This window comes from Paenibacillus sp. B-A-8, assembly GCF_048572915.1.
Taxonomy (GTDB): Bacteria; Bacillota; Bacilli; order Paenibacillales; family Paenibacillaceae; genus Paenibacillus_AQ.
The window spans coordinates 5,121,798-5,140,323 of record NZ_CP183882.1; the positions used below are offsets into that span (position 1 = coordinate 5,121,798).

General features: G+C 47.0%; 8 protein-coding genes. 1 reads left to right on the forward strand and 7 read right to left on the reverse strand.

Going from position 1 to position 18,526, the window contains the following annotated elements; genetic code table 11:
• Positions 1–80 precede the first annotated feature (80 nt).
• From ACN6MV_RS23150 to ACN6MV_RS23160, 3 genes are all read right to left on the reverse strand, one after another.
• The gene (locus ACN6MV_RS23150; protein WP_419884963.1) at positions 81–4,892 is read right to left on the reverse strand and encodes an S-layer homology domain-containing protein; all 4,812 of its coding nucleotides are present in this window, start codon (positions 4,890–4,892) and stop codon (positions 81–83) included.
• 283 nt (positions 4,893–5,175) lie between these two features.
• Positions 5,176–6,717: a response regulator transcription factor gene (locus ACN6MV_RS23155; protein ID WP_341114406.1), complete on the reverse strand. Its 1,542-nt coding sequence runs from the start codon at positions 6,715–6,717 to the stop codon at positions 5,176–5,178.
• A gap of 232 nt (positions 6,718–6,949) precedes the next feature.
• Positions 6,950–9,274 carry a glycosyl hydrolase family 95 catalytic domain-containing protein gene (locus tag ACN6MV_RS23160; protein ID WP_419884964.1) on the reverse strand — a complete coding sequence of 775 codons (2,325 nt, stop codon included), beginning with the start codon at positions 9,272–9,274 and terminating at the stop codon, positions 6,950–6,952.
• Between the two features lie 253 nt (positions 9,275–9,527).
• Here ACN6MV_RS23160 and ACN6MV_RS23165 point away from each other — a divergent pair, with 253 nt between their 5' ends.
• Entirely contained in the window at positions 9,528–10,397 is an 870-nt protein-coding gene (locus ACN6MV_RS23165) for a helix-turn-helix domain-containing protein (RefSeq protein WP_419884965.1), read from the forward strand.
• Positions 10,398–10,469: 72 nt separating this feature from the next.
• Here ACN6MV_RS23165 and ACN6MV_RS23170 read toward each other — a convergent pair whose 3' ends face one another.
• The 4 genes from ACN6MV_RS23170 to ACN6MV_RS23185 form a co-directional block, all read right to left on the reverse strand.
• The gene (locus ACN6MV_RS23170) at positions 10,470–12,530 is read right to left on the reverse strand and encodes an alpha-galactosidase (RefSeq protein ID WP_419884966.1); all 2,061 of its coding nucleotides are present in this window, start codon (positions 12,528–12,530) and stop codon (positions 10,470–10,472) included.
• A 558-nt stretch (positions 12,531–13,088) separates the two neighbouring features.
• Complete coding sequence (locus ACN6MV_RS23175) at positions 13,089–15,470, reverse strand: glycosyl hydrolase family 95 catalytic domain-containing protein (protein WP_419884967.1); 2,382 nt, start codon at positions 15,468–15,470, stop codon at positions 13,089–13,091.
• A gap of 142 nt (positions 15,471–15,612) precedes the next feature.
• Positions 15,613–17,319 (reverse strand): right-handed parallel beta-helix repeat-containing protein, encoded by a 1,707-nt coding sequence (locus ACN6MV_RS23180; protein ID WP_419884968.1) that lies wholly within the window; start codon positions 17,317–17,319, stop codon positions 15,613–15,615.
• A gap of 64 nt (positions 17,320–17,383) precedes the next feature.
• The gene (locus ACN6MV_RS23185; RefSeq protein WP_419884969.1) at positions 17,384–18,517 is read right to left on the reverse strand and encodes an SGNH/GDSL hydrolase family protein; all 1,134 of its coding nucleotides are present in this window, start codon (positions 18,515–18,517) and stop codon (positions 17,384–17,386) included.
• Between the last annotated feature and the right edge of the window lie 9 nt (positions 18,518–18,526).

The window sequence follows — 18,526 nt, forward strand, 5'->3', positions numbered from 1 at the left end:
TTCAGTGAACACCAAAAACGAAGGAGCTAAGCATCTAGAGATTGCTTAACTCCTTCGTTCAACTGTATATTTGCAATGTTTTACTTCATAATCAAGTTATAGATCACTTGAGTCGCTTCTGCTCTGGAAGCGATCCCTTTTGGTGCAAACAGACCCTGACCTTGGCCTTGAACCAGTCCTAGGCCGGCTGCACCCTTTACAGAAGCGGCTGCCCAAGAGGAGACCTGCTTCATATCGGTGAATGCCACGTCAGTTGAAGCCACATTTCCTTTGCCATTCTTCAGTTCATAGGCTTTCATTAACATGACCGTGATTTCTTCACGGGTGATCTGTGCGCTCGGCTCAAACTTGGACGTACTTCTGCCGCTCACGATACCGGCCTTGTAAGCGATAGAAATGGACTCTGCATACCAAGCAGACGGTGACACATCAGCAAAGCTAATATCTCCCTTAGTGGTCAATCCAAGAGAATGTACGAGCATAGAGGTGAACTCGGCACGTGTAATCGCAGGGTTAGGTTCAAACTTGTCTTTGCTAGTCCCTTGAACATACAGCTTCGCTGCCAGCTCTTGGATTGCAGAACTAGCCCAGTGATTGGCTGGCACATCTACAAAGGTCCGTTTGAGCTCCAGAACAGCATATTTGCTGAAGTGATTAACTTCTGCTGTCAATACACCGCCAGCATAATTTGCAGGGATATATTCCAGCTTACCGTTATCCGCAATATAGTAAATGCCTCCACGCTTGGAATCAAAACCTTCTCCCACTGTCAGACTTAGCGTAATGGGTTGATCAAACGTAGAGAGCGTTTCTATTGTGCCAGTTTTCGTGGTCACTGACAGACTGAACTCATAGACATCCCCCATGAGTCTAACCTGTGCATGAGTAGTTCCCGCCGCTGCTGCAATGATCTCATTAGCCTTATTGCTCAGTGGTACTAATTTCAGGGTTATCGTGCTATCATCCCGCTGAGCTTCCGGTAGCTTATTCTGCAATTGACGTAGCAGATCCGCAGGCACCTTTATGGAGAACTTACCGGACTTCAAAACCAGCGTATGATTCGCCAACTGACGAACTACATCAGAAGATAATTGTATTTGCTGTATGTCTCCCTTTATCTCCACGACTACGACTACTTCACCAGACACACTATCCACTTTCAGCATCTCTGACGTAAGAAGCAAGGTTCCTGTAGCATTATTTTGACCTGCATTGCTACCAGGGGTACCGTTATTGTTGCCCGGATTACCTGGTACTTCAGGATTTCCCGGTTCTCCAGGGGAGGCTGCTTTGACTGTAACTTCTGCCGCAGCTTTGAAGCCGCCGTCTACCGTTTCCACAGTAATTGTGGTTTTCCCAGCATTTACAGCCGTTACCGTTCCGTACACTACGGTGGCAACAGACGTATCGCTCGAAGTCCAGTGTACTGCTTTATTCGCCGCCTCTTCCGGAGATAGCGTAGCCGTCAACTTTCCGGTTTCACCAGCGGTCAATGTTAGCTCTGTCTTATCTAGCGTTACACCTGTTACTTTCTTAGGTGCAGCTGTTAATTTTACCAATTTTGATTCAGTCGGCTGCAAGGACAATGCGAGTGTTCCTGTAATCATCGAAACCTCTCCTGTCCAAAGGTCTTGCATTGTGTACGATTCCGCTGCATCCAATCCAGCGCGACCGAGATTCACTGCTTTGTCTGCCGCGGCATTGGCACTGTAGTTGAATACGGCCATATAATAATCGTTGCCGTCTTTCATAACAAAAGTATCCGCTGCATTCGCATTCGTATTTCCTTCCAGCGGCTTGAATACTTTTCCTTTTAACGCTAATTCGAGAACCTCCATGTTGTTAAACAAGGCAGTCATATATTCTTGTGCCTTTGGATCGTTAACATCATCAGAACCGAGAAGTACGGTACCGGCGATAACGCCAGAGTTCATGCGGCTACGAGCTTCAGTTAAGCTGGAAGCACGGGCCAATGCCAAATGATCGGGATCCGTATAGGTGTAGATCGTGCCATTTTGCCAGAAGCCATAAGTTAACGAATTCAGCATGTACTCCGTTTCATTGATCTTGCCGTAGGTGTCGCAGGAAATACGTCTGCTGTGTGCATATTGGCTTGGAAAGATTGGTGCAATAGATGCGCTAATGAACATTGTTCCGTCCAGACGTTCTTTCACATAACGCATTCCTTCATTATAAGCTTGGATTCCTGTCGTTACGGTTGGATCAAAATGTTGCCCCTCAAGCGAACCATGCGTCAAGAAATCTAATTTGATGAAGGTAAAACCCAGATCCTTAAATTTATCCAAAAAATAATTCATGCGCAGCTTAGCACCTGGATGTGTCACATCCAAAGGAAAAGCTCCATCCAGCGTAGGCAGAGGTTTACCCTCGGCATCCTTGAGGACAATGTCGCCGTACGTATACTTATTGTCGGTTCCCTCTACAAACTGGCTCATATTGTTGCCCCAATAGACAAATGGAGCCCAATAGATACCTGCATGCTGTCCATTGCCCTTAATTACTGATACAGCGTCAGCAAGCTGCTTATCATTCAAATTATCCCAATAGGAATCCATATTAATAAATACATTACCATTATTGTTGAAATCTTTTAGGTGCTCCTTATAGTAATTGGAGACATCCACAACGTCTTGGTATGAAAGTGTACCTTCGTAAGCTCCCCAGCTGTTAAAGCCAACCGGTACGCCTTGCGGCAACTCAGGATTCAGCTCCAGCGGAGGTGTGATGATCGCATTAGCTTTTCCGTATTCCTCAAGCCCTGTACGGTAATCGCTGAATGCCCCTACCATAATCATCGGCGAAGACAATTCCGCGCCTGTAAGAATGCCATGAGGCTGGGTATCCCGTGTAACATCGCTTGCTGCTCCGCCATAAACCGCTAGCTCATTCAGCCGATTAGAAGAGCCCTTCCAGTCAATTCCGGTCTTCCACGTATCATGAGTGACCGACCCGAGCACAAGACCGTTTCGTGTCGAGTTATTAAAGATAGTCGTCATTTCATAGCTGGTATCCGCACGGTTCATAGATTGTGATTTATAACGAATCCAAGCATCATTGTCAAAGGGAACGGTCAGTACTCGGTTATCTGCACTAGCACCGATATCCACACCACCAGAACGTTTTACGGTAATAGGTGACATATAATTCGTCTGCAGCGCCGTATCGCTAACGGCATCCAGACGAGTTAAGAAATACTTCTGATCGTCATAAAACTTGTAAACCTGCTTGAGGGTTGGCTGTCCAACAGCAGTGTGAACAAATGTAAGCTCCACGCCTTTGCCGAAGCCATCCTGAATTTCTACCGGAGCACCAGCATTTGCATGATTCTCATAGCTTTTAGTCTCGATAAGAGTATCACCGAGTTTGATACTGCTATAGATGCCATGCAGCTTCTGACCATCCGTCCACTTGTAGCTTGCGTATCCAGACTTGGTATTAAAGGACACTTCATAGGGTCCATTCGATACGAGCGTCCCATAAGTATATTCGGTAACAGTGATGGCCCCGTAGTTATTTGAAGTCCCCGGTGTCCCCAGATCACCATCCTCTTCAACGGGAGGATTAGGATCTGTACCCATTGCCGGTTCTACAATGATGCGATCCAGATCTGGCGCATACCAATTGCCGTCTGAGAATTTGATTGTATTCTCGCCTTCGTTCAGGGGCAGTGTAAGCTCATATGTGAGAGCCGTATCCCAGTCTGGTGTCTTGGGCAGTTCATAATACTGCTCTGCCCCACCATTAGCGCTGACGTATAAGCTGCGCGGGTCACCTGAGAAATAAGCTACCGTAATTCGATAATCCCCTGTCATAGGAGCCATAATCTTATTGAAAGTTAAGGAACTGCCACCATTCAGATACCCTACCTTCTGTCCACCGGAAGCATTCGGGCTATCGCCAACTCGTGCTTCTCCAGTTAAATCATTGACCGGAGACTCCGCTTCATAACTGATCGTATACGGAATGACTTCAATCCGGTCGAAATCTGGAGAGTACCAGTCATGATCTGAGAAAGTGATCTTATTCAACCCTTCTTGCAAGGAGACTTCCACATCATAAGTTCCTACCGTATCCCAGCTTGCCGTCTTTGGCAGATCAATCAATTCATCCAGTCCTTCATTCACCTGCATATAGACAGGTCGCTGATCACCGGAAATATAGGAAATACGGATCAAATACGTTCCCGCTGCTGGCACAGTGACATTTGTGAACTGTAAAGTACTGTTTTTATTCATATCCTTTACAATTTTCCCGCCGGAAGCAACACTGCTGTCCGCTATCTTGGCGTTGCCTGTAATTATATTTTCAAGCGCTTCAGCTTCGATGACTGTTCCATGCAGCTTCTCCTTCCAGTCGCCTCCAGATCCTTCACCTGGGTCGCTGTCGTCCAGTCCACGAATTACGATCTTGTCGATGTCTGGAGAATACCAGTTGTTGTCATCAATCAGGATGCTGTTCTCTCCAGCATTCAGCGGAAGAGTCACATCATAAGTTCCCACCGTATCCCAGTCCACTGTCTTGGGTGGTTCTTCAAACTGCTTATCGCCGCCATTAGCACTGATATTGAATGGCCGCGAGTCGCCAGAAATATAATACACTGTAATTTTATAATTCCCACTCTCACTTACAGTCACATGATTGAACTGCAAAGTACTTCCTTGATACATGCCTCCGACTTTCTGCCCCCCGGAAGCCGCTGGGTGTTCAGAAATAGAAGCATTGCCAGTCATAGTATTTCCATCAGCTTCAGCTTCATAGATAGTTGCCGTATCATCGGCATAGACGCTTCTGGCGAACTGGCCACCGCTGCCCATTACCAAGCAGATCATGACAAAGAACAAGAATCCTCTTTTCATTGCTTTCCCAAACATTTAATCCCTCCGTTTGTAGGTCTCCTTGCACATTGGTGATATTCGGGCTGTAGCTGTCCATCAAGTCATCAAAGGGGTGAAGCAACATCTTGAAAGCGCTACCGATTTTCGATGAACTAAAGCTCCTTTGATTGCCTTGATGGATGAAGCCCCTCACATGTGCTGAGTTATATTACATGCCTAATTGTAAAAAGCAGAGGGGCGAATATCCATATCGCAAGTTTACTATTCGTAAGGGAAAGTAACTTTTATTTCATATTACCGTACTGAAGTGCTGGCGCACTCACAGACTCTTCCTATACTCGTTAGGGGTAACGCCTTGGTTCTTTAGAAATAGGGAAATAAAATAAGACGTGCTTTCGTAGCCGACTCTTTGGGCGATATCTTGAATTTTGAGTGAGCCGTCAGCCAGTAACTCTGTGGCCTTATCGAGCCGAATACGTGTTAAATAATCGTGAATCGTGATACCGGTCTTATCCTTGAATATGGAACGCAAATAGTTGGGAGACAAATAAACCTGATCAGATAAGCTATTGATCGTAATCGGCTGATCAAAATTCTGATCGATCATACTGCGAACCTTGTGAACCAGCTTCGTATTTTTGTCCATAAGACGCTCACCCAGCATACTCATAGCATTACCTGCAGTACCCAGGATCAAATCCTCAATCTCATTCAAAGTCAGTGCATTATAGATAGAATGATATAATTCCGCCCGCTTAACCCCTTCAGGAACAGGCTGATGTAGTTGCTCCAGCAGTTCATCAACAAGATCAATCGCCCAGTCACAAATATTTTTTTTCTTGATTCTTAGTAGGGCTAAACCCTCGAAATACTGATGAAGCTTCTGTGCAGCTTGCTCGAAATCTAGCTGATTGACGGCCTCAAACCACTCTTTTCTATTAAATGGCGGCACATGTTCGCTATCGAACTGGTTTGAAATCGCCAAGGCATGAATAATTGAACCCGTCCCTTTATAGAAGCGTTCGTTTAAGATCTCACGCGTCTGCTTATATAGACAATGTATCTCCGTTAATTCGGTTTCCTGCGCACCTACTGCTGCCGTCACTGTGAAATCCAGTCCGCTTCGGATAGCTGCCGCCAAATCCTCCCATGCATAATACCCTGGCTGTTGGCGCGCATCCATAAACACACCTACTTCCCCATCATTATAGGGCACAAATACCGTCTCTATATTCTTCGACTTGAAGAAATGATCCAGAAAAGCTACCAACCGGTTCTTACAATCCTCCAAACTCTGCTGTTCACCCTCTGCCTCAATGGGATCGATACTGAACAATGCCATTGCGAAGCGGTTCTTCTCAGGCTGACGGGTAAGCTTACAATAGCTGGTCGCCAGATCAGCGACGTGTTCCGCATTTTTTTCATAGGAAAGCTCCTTAAGAAGGTTAGTTTTGGCCGCCTCCATGGAACGTTTCTTCATTTGAACTTCCTCACAGCGCTGCTTCACCTTCGCGATAACGCTTCCAATTTCACTTAAATCAAGCGGTTTCAGTAAATATCCGACAGCACCTACATTTAGAGCCGATTTTACATAGTTGAATTCGTCATGGCCAGTCAGGAACATTAACTGCATCCAGTCATAGTTCTCATGAATTTTTTTAGCCATTTCTATACCGTTCATGATCGGCATCTGAACATCTGTTAGAATAATATCAGGTCTAATGGCCTCTATCTTTTCTAAAGCCTCTCTACCATTACTCGCAGTTCCGACGACATAGATACCCATTTCTTCCCAGCGGATATAGTCTCTCATCATCTCAAGGCCCATTTCTTCATCATCAACTAGAAAAATACTGTACACAGATGTCCCCTCCTCTTTGTTGTCTACTTCTTCTATTATATTCTTTTCCTCTTAGGCGAATATGTTCCAAATAAATGAAAGTTATTTTCAAGCATAAATCGTTAATTTGCAGTTATCACAAAAGGGCTACCCGGCCCATAGCAGACCGAATAGCCCTTTAATCATGCACTAATAACTAATAGACCAGCATTCAAACGCATAATTAAAGCGGGTGGCATTCCACGCCGAATCATTATACCAACTCCAACTGGCTGTTGAAATAGTAGCTTCCTCCTATTTCTCCTTGAACAGTAGTTCTTCTATCTCCCAACCGAAGTGTCACGGTTCCTGGCGAGTAAGTACGGATCGTAGCTTCCACCAATTGACCATTGTCCCAAGCTACATCGACCTCAGCATTTCCTTTGGCCCGCAGTCCAGATACCGATCCTGTACCCCATGCTTTTGGAAGCGCAGGCAGCAGATGTATTTCACCCTCATGGCTTTGCAGCAGCATCTCGGCAATAACAGCCGTACCCCCGAAATTCCCATCGATCACAAAAATATTGCACTCCGCTCCTCCAATGCCTGATTTGGAAAAGCTAAATAAATTATCGAAACTGAGTCCGCCTATCAAATGAGAAATATGATTAAAGGCCTTTTCTCCATCGTACAATCTAGCAAAGCCGAGTCCGAACAATGCGGCGGTAAATTCCACATCCTCTAGTTCTTCCTGAACCATCCGGTTCTCAAGTGTTACTCTCACCGCAGCGCTAAGTTCAGGTGTCTTTTCCGGTGTGATCTGATTACTTGGATATACTGCGTATAAATGAGCCAAATGCCGATGCTCCGGCTGCGCTTCCTCGTAGTCCTCGAGCCACTCTTGCAGTTGCCCTCTCTTGCCGATCTGAAACGGTGGCAGCTTGGATATTGCTTCCTTCAGCTGCTCCTGTAGTTCCTCGTCCGTATTCAGTAGTTTCGCAGACTTTAAGCAGAACTCAAAAAGGTCTTTCACCAGCATCTGATCCATGGTGGTCCCCATAGACAACTGCTGTGCCCCCTCGCTGCTATCCGCAGGATAGAAATGATTCTCCGGCGAGTTCGAAGGTCCGGTCACTAACCAGCCGTATTTGGGATGAATGGTCATATAATCCAGGAAGAATGCTGCGGCTTCTTTTAGCACTGGATAGGCCTGTTGCTCCAGAAATACACGGTCCTGACTGTATTCATAATGCTCCATCAGATGCGTCGCAATCCATAGCCCACCTGTTACGTTTAGCCCCCAAGATGTCTCCCAGCCCGGAGCCGTGAATCCCCAGACATTCGAGAATACATGTGCTACCCAGCCTTTGCTGCCATAGAAATCGCGAGCGCTTGCCTTTCCAGCATGAGACAAATCTTCAATATAGCGCATTAATGGTAGATGACTATCCCCAAGATTTACGACTTCCGTCGGAAAGTAATTCATTTGTGTATTGATGTCCAAATGATAGTCACAGCTCCAGCCCATACGGCAAGCCTCACCATCATTCCATATTCCCTGTAAATTCAGCGGTAACGGGGAGTCTGCCCGTGCTCCAGCGATAGTCAGGTAACGTCCGTACTGCAGGAACAACGCGAAGAACTGCGAATCCTCCTCCTGGCCCTGTGCCAGTAATCGAATACGCCTGTCAGTCGGCAGATTCACCTTCCCAGTGGTACCTAATTGGATATCCACCTTACCATATTCTTGCTCATAATCTTCGATATGATCTTCTTTTAACTGCGCATATCCTTTTATCAAAGCCTGCTGTAATGTGCTGCTGCTCTCCATTTCCCACTCCGAGTTACTACGATTGTAATCGGTGCTGACGGCAAAATAAATTCGCGCCTCATTGGCGCCGGCAATTCTCAATTGATCGTCCCCTCTGTACATCGTACCACCGGAAATGCTTACCTTAATTTGTCCTTTTGCCCATACCCCGCAAGTGCCGTTACTATGCACATTTTCTGTGGCTTGTCCTTTGAATTCAATGGTATCGTCATTCACAACTTCAGCCGTAAACGACTCTGAACCACCCTCTAGACCGATCGTAAAGGATACGCCCCCCGGCTCATCGCTCCAAATTCTTGAAACCACCAGATCATCAGCATGGGAGGCGAAAATCTCACGATGCAGCGTTGTTCCTTTACTCTGAACCACCGTCCGAGCCACCGCACAGGTCAAATCCAGCTCTCGCTCGATTGCCGCTGCTGACCCGGAATTCGTATCCTGTTCTACAAAGTCAATGACGACCTCGCATAATCCAAGATTCGTACCGAAATTCCGTTTCTTCGGCTGCAGATGTTGTTTGGCTAGACGGTCACCTTCGTTATAATCACCAGCAAAGAAGTGTTCTCGCATCTCTTCCAGCGTAGCTTTACCACCGAAAGGCGCGAGCTCCGGCTCGGCTTGACCCGACCAGTAGGTAACCTCAGTCATGTTCCATACCTCACGATACGGAGCAGCCATCACTACTGCACCTATTCTTCCGTTGCCCAAAGGCAAGCCTTGTGACCAATTCGTTGCAGGGGTAGAATACCATAATCTAAAGTCGCTCATTTTATCTTCTCCTGTCTTTACTAGAATCTGTGTAATTGTGATAACGCTCTAAATCTGTTGTTAATTAGTCCGCAAAATAATCTCAATCCATCACTGATTAATTCTCTCCTAAGACGAATCACACTTTCTTTTTCCTATCTATTAGGTTGCCAATTCATTGCGTTTATCGTAACATTTGGTATAGCTAACTGTCTTTGTTGACCTGTTCGATTATTTGACGATTTGTACGGTAATATAAGAAAAGAGGAGCCGTATGAACAAACTATCTGAAATGACACCGTATGTCGGCGCAATCATGCCTTATGTGTACGACGGCAGCAGCAATGAGCATCTGAGAGTCGGTAATGCATACGCGTTCCACTTGTTTACGGATGGCCCCGGTGAGATGGAGATCGACGGAATACGTTATCCGATTGAACGGAGGACGCTTGTCTTTCTCCGTCCCGGTCAGCCCCATGCTTTTCATATCATGCCTTCTCATCCACTGTCGTCCTACAACATCTATTTTGATTTATGGGACAACCGCTCTCCAGTATCCAATAATCTTTCATTTATCCATGCCCCTGAAGTCTTACAATTTGAAAAAAAAGCCACCGAAGCGCCCTGTGCAGAACTGAATGAGTTACCTTGCGTATTTCCTCTAGCTAAATATCCCCTGTTATACGATAGTCTTGTGATGATTGCCAAGTCTTACAATAACGCGCTGTTCTATCGTAATGAGATGGCCAATAGCTATCTGTACGGCTGGATCTTGAGCTGGTATAATGCCCTCCATCAGTATCAGCCAAGTGATTATCGTATTGTCCGCCTGCTGGAATATTTGAACACCCACCCCGAGCGTGGCAAATCTATCGAAGATTGGTCACAGTTCTGCGGGCTCAAGCGGACATATTTCCACGAGTTGTTTCTACGGGAGACTGGAATGACGCCACGCGTCTATCATCATCATCTGGTCATGAGACGGGCGGCAGGGCTGCTTCTGGAGAGTGAGCTTAGTGTGACTGCAATTGCCGAGAAGTTGGGCTATCCTTCCATCCATCCCTTCACCAGACATTTCAGTGCCTGCTACGGCATTAACCCAACACAGTACCGCCTTAATCCGCAAAGCCGAATACGAATGTAAGACTTCAACAAAAAAAGAATACGCGCTATCCGCGAGAAGCGGTTGCGCGTATTCTTTTTTCAATGTGTATAATCAGTTGGCTTTTGCCGTTAATTTGAAGATTTTGGACTCTGCCGGTTCGAGCGTAACTACAAGCTCTCCCACTGCTTCTCCTGGTGTACCTTCCCATAGATCAATCAGTTGGTAAGCCGTTTGACCCTTCAGCCCTGCACGCTCCAAGGAGATAGATTTATGAGCTGAATTCACAGCATCATAGTTGAAGACAGCAAGATAGAATGTATTGTCTTCTGTATCTTCAAGTACGAAAGCATCGGAAGCTTGCTTGCCAAGATCCCCTTCAACAGGGTGGAAAGTCTTCCCTAGGCGGGCGACATCCATAATCTCTTTATTGCCCAACCATGCTTTGGCCCGGGCGGCTGCTTCCTCTTTTCGGAAATCATCCCCTAACAGCAGTACCGTTCCAGCGATGACCGAAGCAGTCAGTCGGCTCCGTCCTTCATGCCAGCCAGTGGCATCTTGGTTGTGGCTCTTGTAGAGCACGGAATGATCCGGGTCATTGTAATGGTACAAGGTATGACTCATCCACCAGCCATGTGTCACCGAGTTGAGCAAATATTCAGTATCGTGTAGCGTGCCGAATACATCACAGGATACCCGGCGGCTATGCGCAAACGCATAAGGGAACAATGGCGCGATGGACAGATTGATAAAGAACGGTCGACCGATCACCTCTGGTGAGAGCTTGTTCTGCAAGTAAGTCATTCCGTAGTGATACGCTGCAATTCCCGTCGTAATCTCCGGATTGTAATGCTGCCCTTCAAGCGCACCATGCGCCAAGAAGTCTAGCTTGACATACTCGAAGCCTTCCGAGATGAATTTATTCGTGTACCAATCTATTCTTTGCAGGTTTCCTGGATGTGTCGGGTCAATGGCCAGTCCTCCATCAACATCCGGCAGAATTTCTCCTTCACTGTCCCGCAGCAGGATATCACCATAAGTATATTTTCCGTTTGTACCTTCCACGGTATCTCCGAACAGAGCCGGACTTCCCCAGAAGGCAAAAGGCGTCCAGTAAGTTCCCGGTCTATGCCCATTCTCCCTAACCAGGTCCAGTGCATTCTTCATTTCTTCTGGTGTGAAATTGTCCCAGAAAGCATCAAAGTTGATGTACAGCGTGTCCTCATTCTGGAATCCTAGCGGCTGCACTTCATTCTTCAGAAAATTACTGGTGGACGTATACAGATCGTAATCAAGCTCAGCCATTGCCGCAGACCAGCTATTCCAGCCGATAGGAACGCCGCCATCCCATGACAGAGGAGCCTCTATCCAGGTATTAGCCTGACCGTACGCTTCAAGACCTTTTCTGTAATCATCATAGAACCCTACGAAAACGAGCGGCGACTCTACTCTTGTTCCTTTCACATAACCATGTGGCTGGAAATCGCGGGTCATTTCACTTACAGCGCCGCCGTAAAGATCCAGCTCCTCGATCCTTCCGCTCTGCTCGCTTTTGATACGAATCCCTGTTTTCCACACCTTATGTGTAATGGAACCCATAATAATTCCCTGCCGGCTTTCCGGCGCGAACAATGCTGTAACTTCATAGCTTTCCGTATCCATCGGCGGTTTCACTACTGTATATCTGACCCATTTGTCGTTGTCATACGGCACACGCAGAATGCTCGGTTCTTCTGGTTGACCTGACTCCCCGCCAATTGACACCGATTTGGTCTGAATGACTGCCATCCGGTTCGCCTTAATCTCCTCGTCACTTGCGATTACAATTTGCATCAACACAAACGAAGAAGATTCATAAATATAGAAATGCTGCTCCAGCTGTGGCAGCAGGGACGTTTCGTGCAAAATGACCACATGAACACCTTTACCAAAACCCTCGCGAACTACTACTTCCTGAGACTTCAGTGTGTGATTCTGATAATGTTCAGTGTTGTATTCTCGACCCTGCCAGCGGAATGCGCTGCGAATCCCTTTTACATGAGAAGTGTTTCCACGGGCAACGGATGCTTCACCCGTCCCGAGATCAATCTCCAGATTCACCTCATCATTGGTTACACGGATAAGAGATGCTGTGTCCGTATTCACTTTTACCGTTGTAGCACTATCAGTTAGCATGATTTGCCTCCTTGTTACTGCGTTTTGGACCTTGAAGGCGGCAGGCTCTGTACCTGTGTCCCCCAAGTATGCCCTCATTATAAAGATCAGATAAAGCGTTTTCTATACAACGATCTACCGATCCATACCGTGATCTAACACAACTCAAAAACAAACCTAAATCTCCCTTGTATTCATGTCGATGACAAGATGAAGAGGGTGTATATAAAATACTTCGATGCTCAACAATTTCGTATCCACACTCCGTTTTCACCTTAGGACCGCTAGAAGAGATAGATTAGGGAAAACCTCCCTAAAAAAAGCCAGAAAACACTATATTTCAATGTAATGAGGGAATTCCTCCCTAAAAAACAGAGCGAATTCCAATTTCACCACCAGATCGGATGAATTTCAGGGAGAAATTCCCTGATTGTTAGTCTTGCGAGCAGAAATCTCCGAATTTCAGGGAGTTTTTCCCTAATTGTTGATCAGCATTATATATATTCGTACAAAAAAACAGCAGCAGAGCCTGAGATTCAGGTCCCTGCTGCTGTCCATATTCGTAAATAAAAATGACTATTATTGCTCACCAATCATAAGCTTGTAGGTCTGACCGGCGGTCGTAGGAAAGCTTACCATTCCATCTGCGGAACGGTCACACTTGATTTCATTACCGCCATTACTCACTATGATCGAAGCATCTGTGCGGATCACACATTCATTACCTAGTAGGGAGATAATCTGGGCTTCCACTAGATGCCCTTTATCCCACTGGATACTAACTTCAAAGCCACCGCGGGCACGCAGCCCCGCCACGCTTCCCTCCTGCCATTCATCTGGCAGTGCAGGCAGCAGATCCAGATACCCGAGGTGAGATTGTAGTAGCATCTCAGCAATTCCGGCAGAAGCGGCGAAGTTACCATCAATTTGGAATGGTGGATGTGCACCAAGCAGATTGGCATAAACGCCGCCGTGACTATACTGTTCAGACTCCCCGTCCTTCACCAGCCGCAGCATGTTTGAGAGAAGGCGTAGTGAGCGGTTGCCATCCCGGAAGCGGCTCCAAAGCGCAACTCTCCAGCCCAGACTCCAGCCTGTGCTCTCATCCCCGCGCCGTTCAAGTGAGGTTCTGGCTGCAGCGAACAGCTCAGGGGTCTCTGCTTCTGTCAGCTGCCGGCCCGGATAGATGCCGGCTAAATGCGAGGTATGTCTATGATACATATCCTCATCCTCAAAATCTAAGGACCATTCCTGCAATTGTCCGTACTTACCAACCTGTAGTGGCAATAAACGCTCACGAGCACTCACCAATTCTGCACGTAAATCTTCATCTGTTCCAAGTGTTACCGAAGCTTCGATACAATTCGTAAACAGTTCCCAGATTAGCGAAATATCCATCGTGGCACCTGCGCTGACAGCAGCTAAGCCCTCCGCTGTCCGGAATTTATGCTCCGGTGAAGTAGATGGGGAGGTAATAAGCCTGCCGTTGCCATCATCAATAAGCCAGTCCAGTGCGAACAGGGCTGCCTCCTTCATTACAGGATACGCTGAAGTCCGCAAATATTCCTCATCTCCGCCAAAAGCATAATGCTCCCAGAGATGCTGTGTCAGCCAAACACCACTCATCGTCCAGTAAGCCCAGCTTGGATCTCCGTCACCATAATCTCCCACCGGTGCTGTTTGTGCCCAAATATCCGTATTATGATGAGCTACCCAACCTCGGGCACCATAGTTGACTTGAGCAGTCTCCGCACCCATCTTCGCCAAGTTGCCGATCATATCCAGCAGCGGCTCATGACATTCTGCCAGATTACAAATTTCAGCTGGCCAATAGTTCATCTCTGTGTTGATGTTAAGTGTATAGTTACTGCTCCACGGCGGACGGGTAACCGCATTCCAGATTCCCTGCAGATTAGTAGCTTGCGTTCCGGGGCGCGAGCTTGCGATCATCAAATAGCGCCCAAAATGGAAGAGTAGCTCGACAAGGCCGGGATCTTGTGCCGAGTAAGTCGTAATCCGCTGCTCTGTGGACATCGCCTCCGGGGCTAACGTCTTACCCAGCTGGAGCTTCACTCGGTCGAAAAGTGATCGGTAATCGTCGATATGCGCTTGAAGCAGACTGTCGTAAGACTTTCCATTCACATCTGCCAAGTAAGAAGCAGCAATAGCAGAAGCATCTTTCCCCTCAGCTCCCGGGATTTTATCAAAGCCATTAAAGCCTGTAGCCGCGCTAAAATAGAAGGTTGCAGCCGTTCCTCCCAACAGATGAATTCCACTACCGTCAACGGTAACTTCCCCATCCTCTGCTACTACAGAGAGCTGTCCTTCAAAGGCCATGCCCTTGCTCTTTCCAGATTCTCCGTATTGGATGGGATTGTCACTCCAAAAATAGCTTGGGTCAACATGCTCCGGTGCAGTTCCTGAGAGTACAAAGTTATCCCCCTGCGCGTGAAGGCTATGCCGGAGGGAACTATCTAACGTAGCATGTACATTCAGCGCTCCCGTTGCACTTGCAGTCAATCGCAGTACGAGAAGCTGATCAGGATGTGAAGCGAACATCTCACGGGTATAAGTAACATTACCAATCTTGTATTCAATGCGGTGAATCGCATGTTCAATATCTAATGTCCGCCGATAGGATTGATAAACATCGCCATGCTCAAAACGAAGGAGTAATTCTCCAAAAGGCAGATACGATTGGGTGTACGGACCCAACATCTCTCTAGTCAGAGTGTCCGCTTCAGTATAGCGGCCCTCCTGAATCAGCTTTCGTACTTTTGGCAGAGCCTCCTTAGCACCGGAATTGTTCCCATCCTTTGGGAATCCGGACCATAATGTATCCTCGTTTAAACTGACTTTCTCCTTCTCCACACCGCCGAATATCATACCACCCAGACGGCCATTCCCAATCGGAAGACCTTCGGTCCATACATTTGCTGGCTTGTCATATTGAAGTTTCATCGGTTCTCTCCCTCATTATCTGTCATGAATTAAATGATGTTTTCCCCAAGTATGCCCTCATTATAAAGATCAGATAAAGCGTTTTCTATACATCGATCTACCGATCCATATCGCGATCTAACACAACCTAAGCTAACTCAATTCACAAATAATCGAGAATGTCGACCTCGCTGCAGGCAGTTAAACGTATCGCATCCTCAAGACTGGAAAGACAGTCCGTGTTATCCCCAAGAGTAACCCTTTCGTTAGCACTGAAGACCAGTCCTCGGGTACTCTTGGCACTAAGGGCTAACGTTTCACCAGTCTCAAACCTGTTGTTCTTAATGACAATGCCCTGATGAACAGGGGCACTCTGATCAATCTCTGTGTTCTCTGGCAAAATTAATATAACCGGATGCCCAATGCCCCCGCATTCAATAAAATGATTCTCAGCGATGGTCACATCCTCCACCTTGCCAGACTCATACCAAGATTCCGCATCCAGAGCAATCAGAATTGCACTCATTTGCATCCGTTCAAAAACATTCCCCTTAATCTCTACTTTACGCCGGGTTGTCACAAGGATACCGCGGGTCGGTACCCGCGCGAGGTGATTATTTACGACTTCAACCTCCGGTGTCCAGGTTACATTCTCGATCACATCATGGCTGCCAATCCCTTCAGAAATCGGCTGTGCTAAAGTCAGTATTAGCTCGCGTGGATTGAGACGCGTAACCTCTATCACTTCATTAGCCGCATAGGTAGTCAGAGAGCCAGGACGAACAAATTCAATTTCGTCTCCCGGATGAAAGGCCAGGAAACCGTAGGTCTGCGGATGCATGAAACGAACCTTTACCTTATTTGTCGATGTCTGCTCCACGATCCGTAGATAGGTACCATGGACATTGACAACATCATCATGTGAACCGGCAAAACGGCTGTCCGCAACGGTTATTTTACCTCGGCAGCTGGACATGTGGATGAAATCCGCAAAGCCAGTAACTGTTCGGCCTGTTTCTAGACGCGGCGAAATATCCATGCGTTGAAAGGTGAGATTGTCACTGAACTGTCCTACTACACCAAGTCCATGTAAAAAATGCAGCCCCACATTGCTGAAGGTGATGTTAGAGCTTTCCACAATGAATACACCTACCTGATCGCGAATTCCATCACGGCTTTGCAGGACATGCCCGGGGACAACCTCAGGCCCATGATCAAAATGCAAGCGGAGCTTCATCGGCTCCAGCTCTTCTACAGAATCAGCCAGCTCCGACCAGTTGTCCATCCGCCAAGTCGTATTGCTAAGTGGATCATAGGTCTGCATAGGTCCTTCCGAGAAACTCCAGCCCTCACCGACCCAGACCAGCTTGCCATCCCTGATCTCATACCGTGAATCGGAGTGAACCTGGACATCGAAATAATGCGTACCGCTTTCAGTAATCGTCATCTCTGTCACAGTCGGCCGGGCATAATCGGTATGTAAATTACGAATCTCTACATTTTTGCATCCATCCAGTAAGAACATGGTCTGCTTGCCATGGAAGATAAATAGAGAGCCATTTCCCTCAATCGTTAAATTTTGCAGCCCCTTTAGCAGAATTCCTATAGTCTTGGTGACATCAGGATTCTCTTCTTCACTGGTAGTGTTGGAGATGTAGTAGGGCTTCCGGATCGCCTCATCTGGATAGAAATGATAGCAGCCCTTCGGACAATCCAGCAGGACCTTTCCAGTTAAATCAGCGACAGCTTGAATGGCTCTGATCATGGCCGGTTGAGCATCCAAGCCGGAATCCGGCAGAACACCATAATCAGTCAGGCGGATTACGATAGGAGAAGAATCGACGCTGTGTTCTGTAAAAGAAATGATCAACACCAACTTTCATAATATTGTAAACGCTTAATAAGAGGGAGTATAATCTCCTTCGCAAAAATAATCAATTGTACATCAGCTTCAGAATACGCAGACTGGTGCCTTTACTCTGTTCATCCTTTTCCCCTGTAATTCGCACAGTAACTTGCAACTCCTGACGTTGTTCCTGGATTCCGAACATAGCAATAATAGGCCGATACGCGAGCGGACACCATTCGTCGAATAAGTTAACCGCATGAAAAGGACCGCCATTCACCGAATATTCGAATATCCCACTATCCGGACCGTAGAGCAGCAGCAGACCCACGCTCTGTCCGGTTACTGTGTAAGAAAATGATGCCTCTTTGCTATTCGTATATAAATGCTCCGTTCCAAATCGCCAGTTCATCAGCGGATCTTCAGGGGTAAGCTCACATAGCTCAAATCCATCTGCATGATCAGCGCCTCTGAAATCCAGTAAGTTGCCGTATTCATAATTCCGCTCCTCCAGAGGAGGAATACTTAAAGCACTTCCGCTAATCGAATATTTGTTGTCAGGAACAAGCGCTGTATCTAAATACTCCTGTAAAAAAGAAGCATACAACGCATGACCGTCATCATTGGGATGATATCCATCCGGTGCGAGCTCGGTCCACTCCATTTGTCCCGCCTGAGTCTGCGCATAAACTCTTGCTGCGAAATTAACAGATGGAAGATCGTAATGCTCAGCTACTTCTTCGTGGACAGCAATGTTAAAGGGGTTGCTCCCTGACAGATTCTTTTCTGCTGCCGTATACAAGAAGCAAATGTCAGCGGCGGGCGACAACCGTCTGCACTGGCGCACAATTCCTTCCATGCCTCTAATCGATTCTTCCCGGTCACTGTTGTCATTGACGCTAAATTCAACAAACAGCAGATCAATCTTACCGTATTGCAGGACATGAGCCTGTAATCGATGGGCGCCCAGCGTGGAGTTCGTTCCACCAACTCCCGCATTGATGAATCGGAATTCATGATTCACAAATCGCTCCTGCAGATACTTACCAGTCAACGCTCTCCAGCTAAAGGTGTCTGCCTCGGAAGCACCTGCCCCCTCTGTAATGGACCCGCCCAAAAAGGCGACCGTCACAGGCTTCTTTTCCGCAAGTCTTATGCTTGTATTCGGTAGTCCTCGTCTTGGAACTACAAATTGATGATTGCAATGTTTCTCTTCTGTCATGGCTGTTCC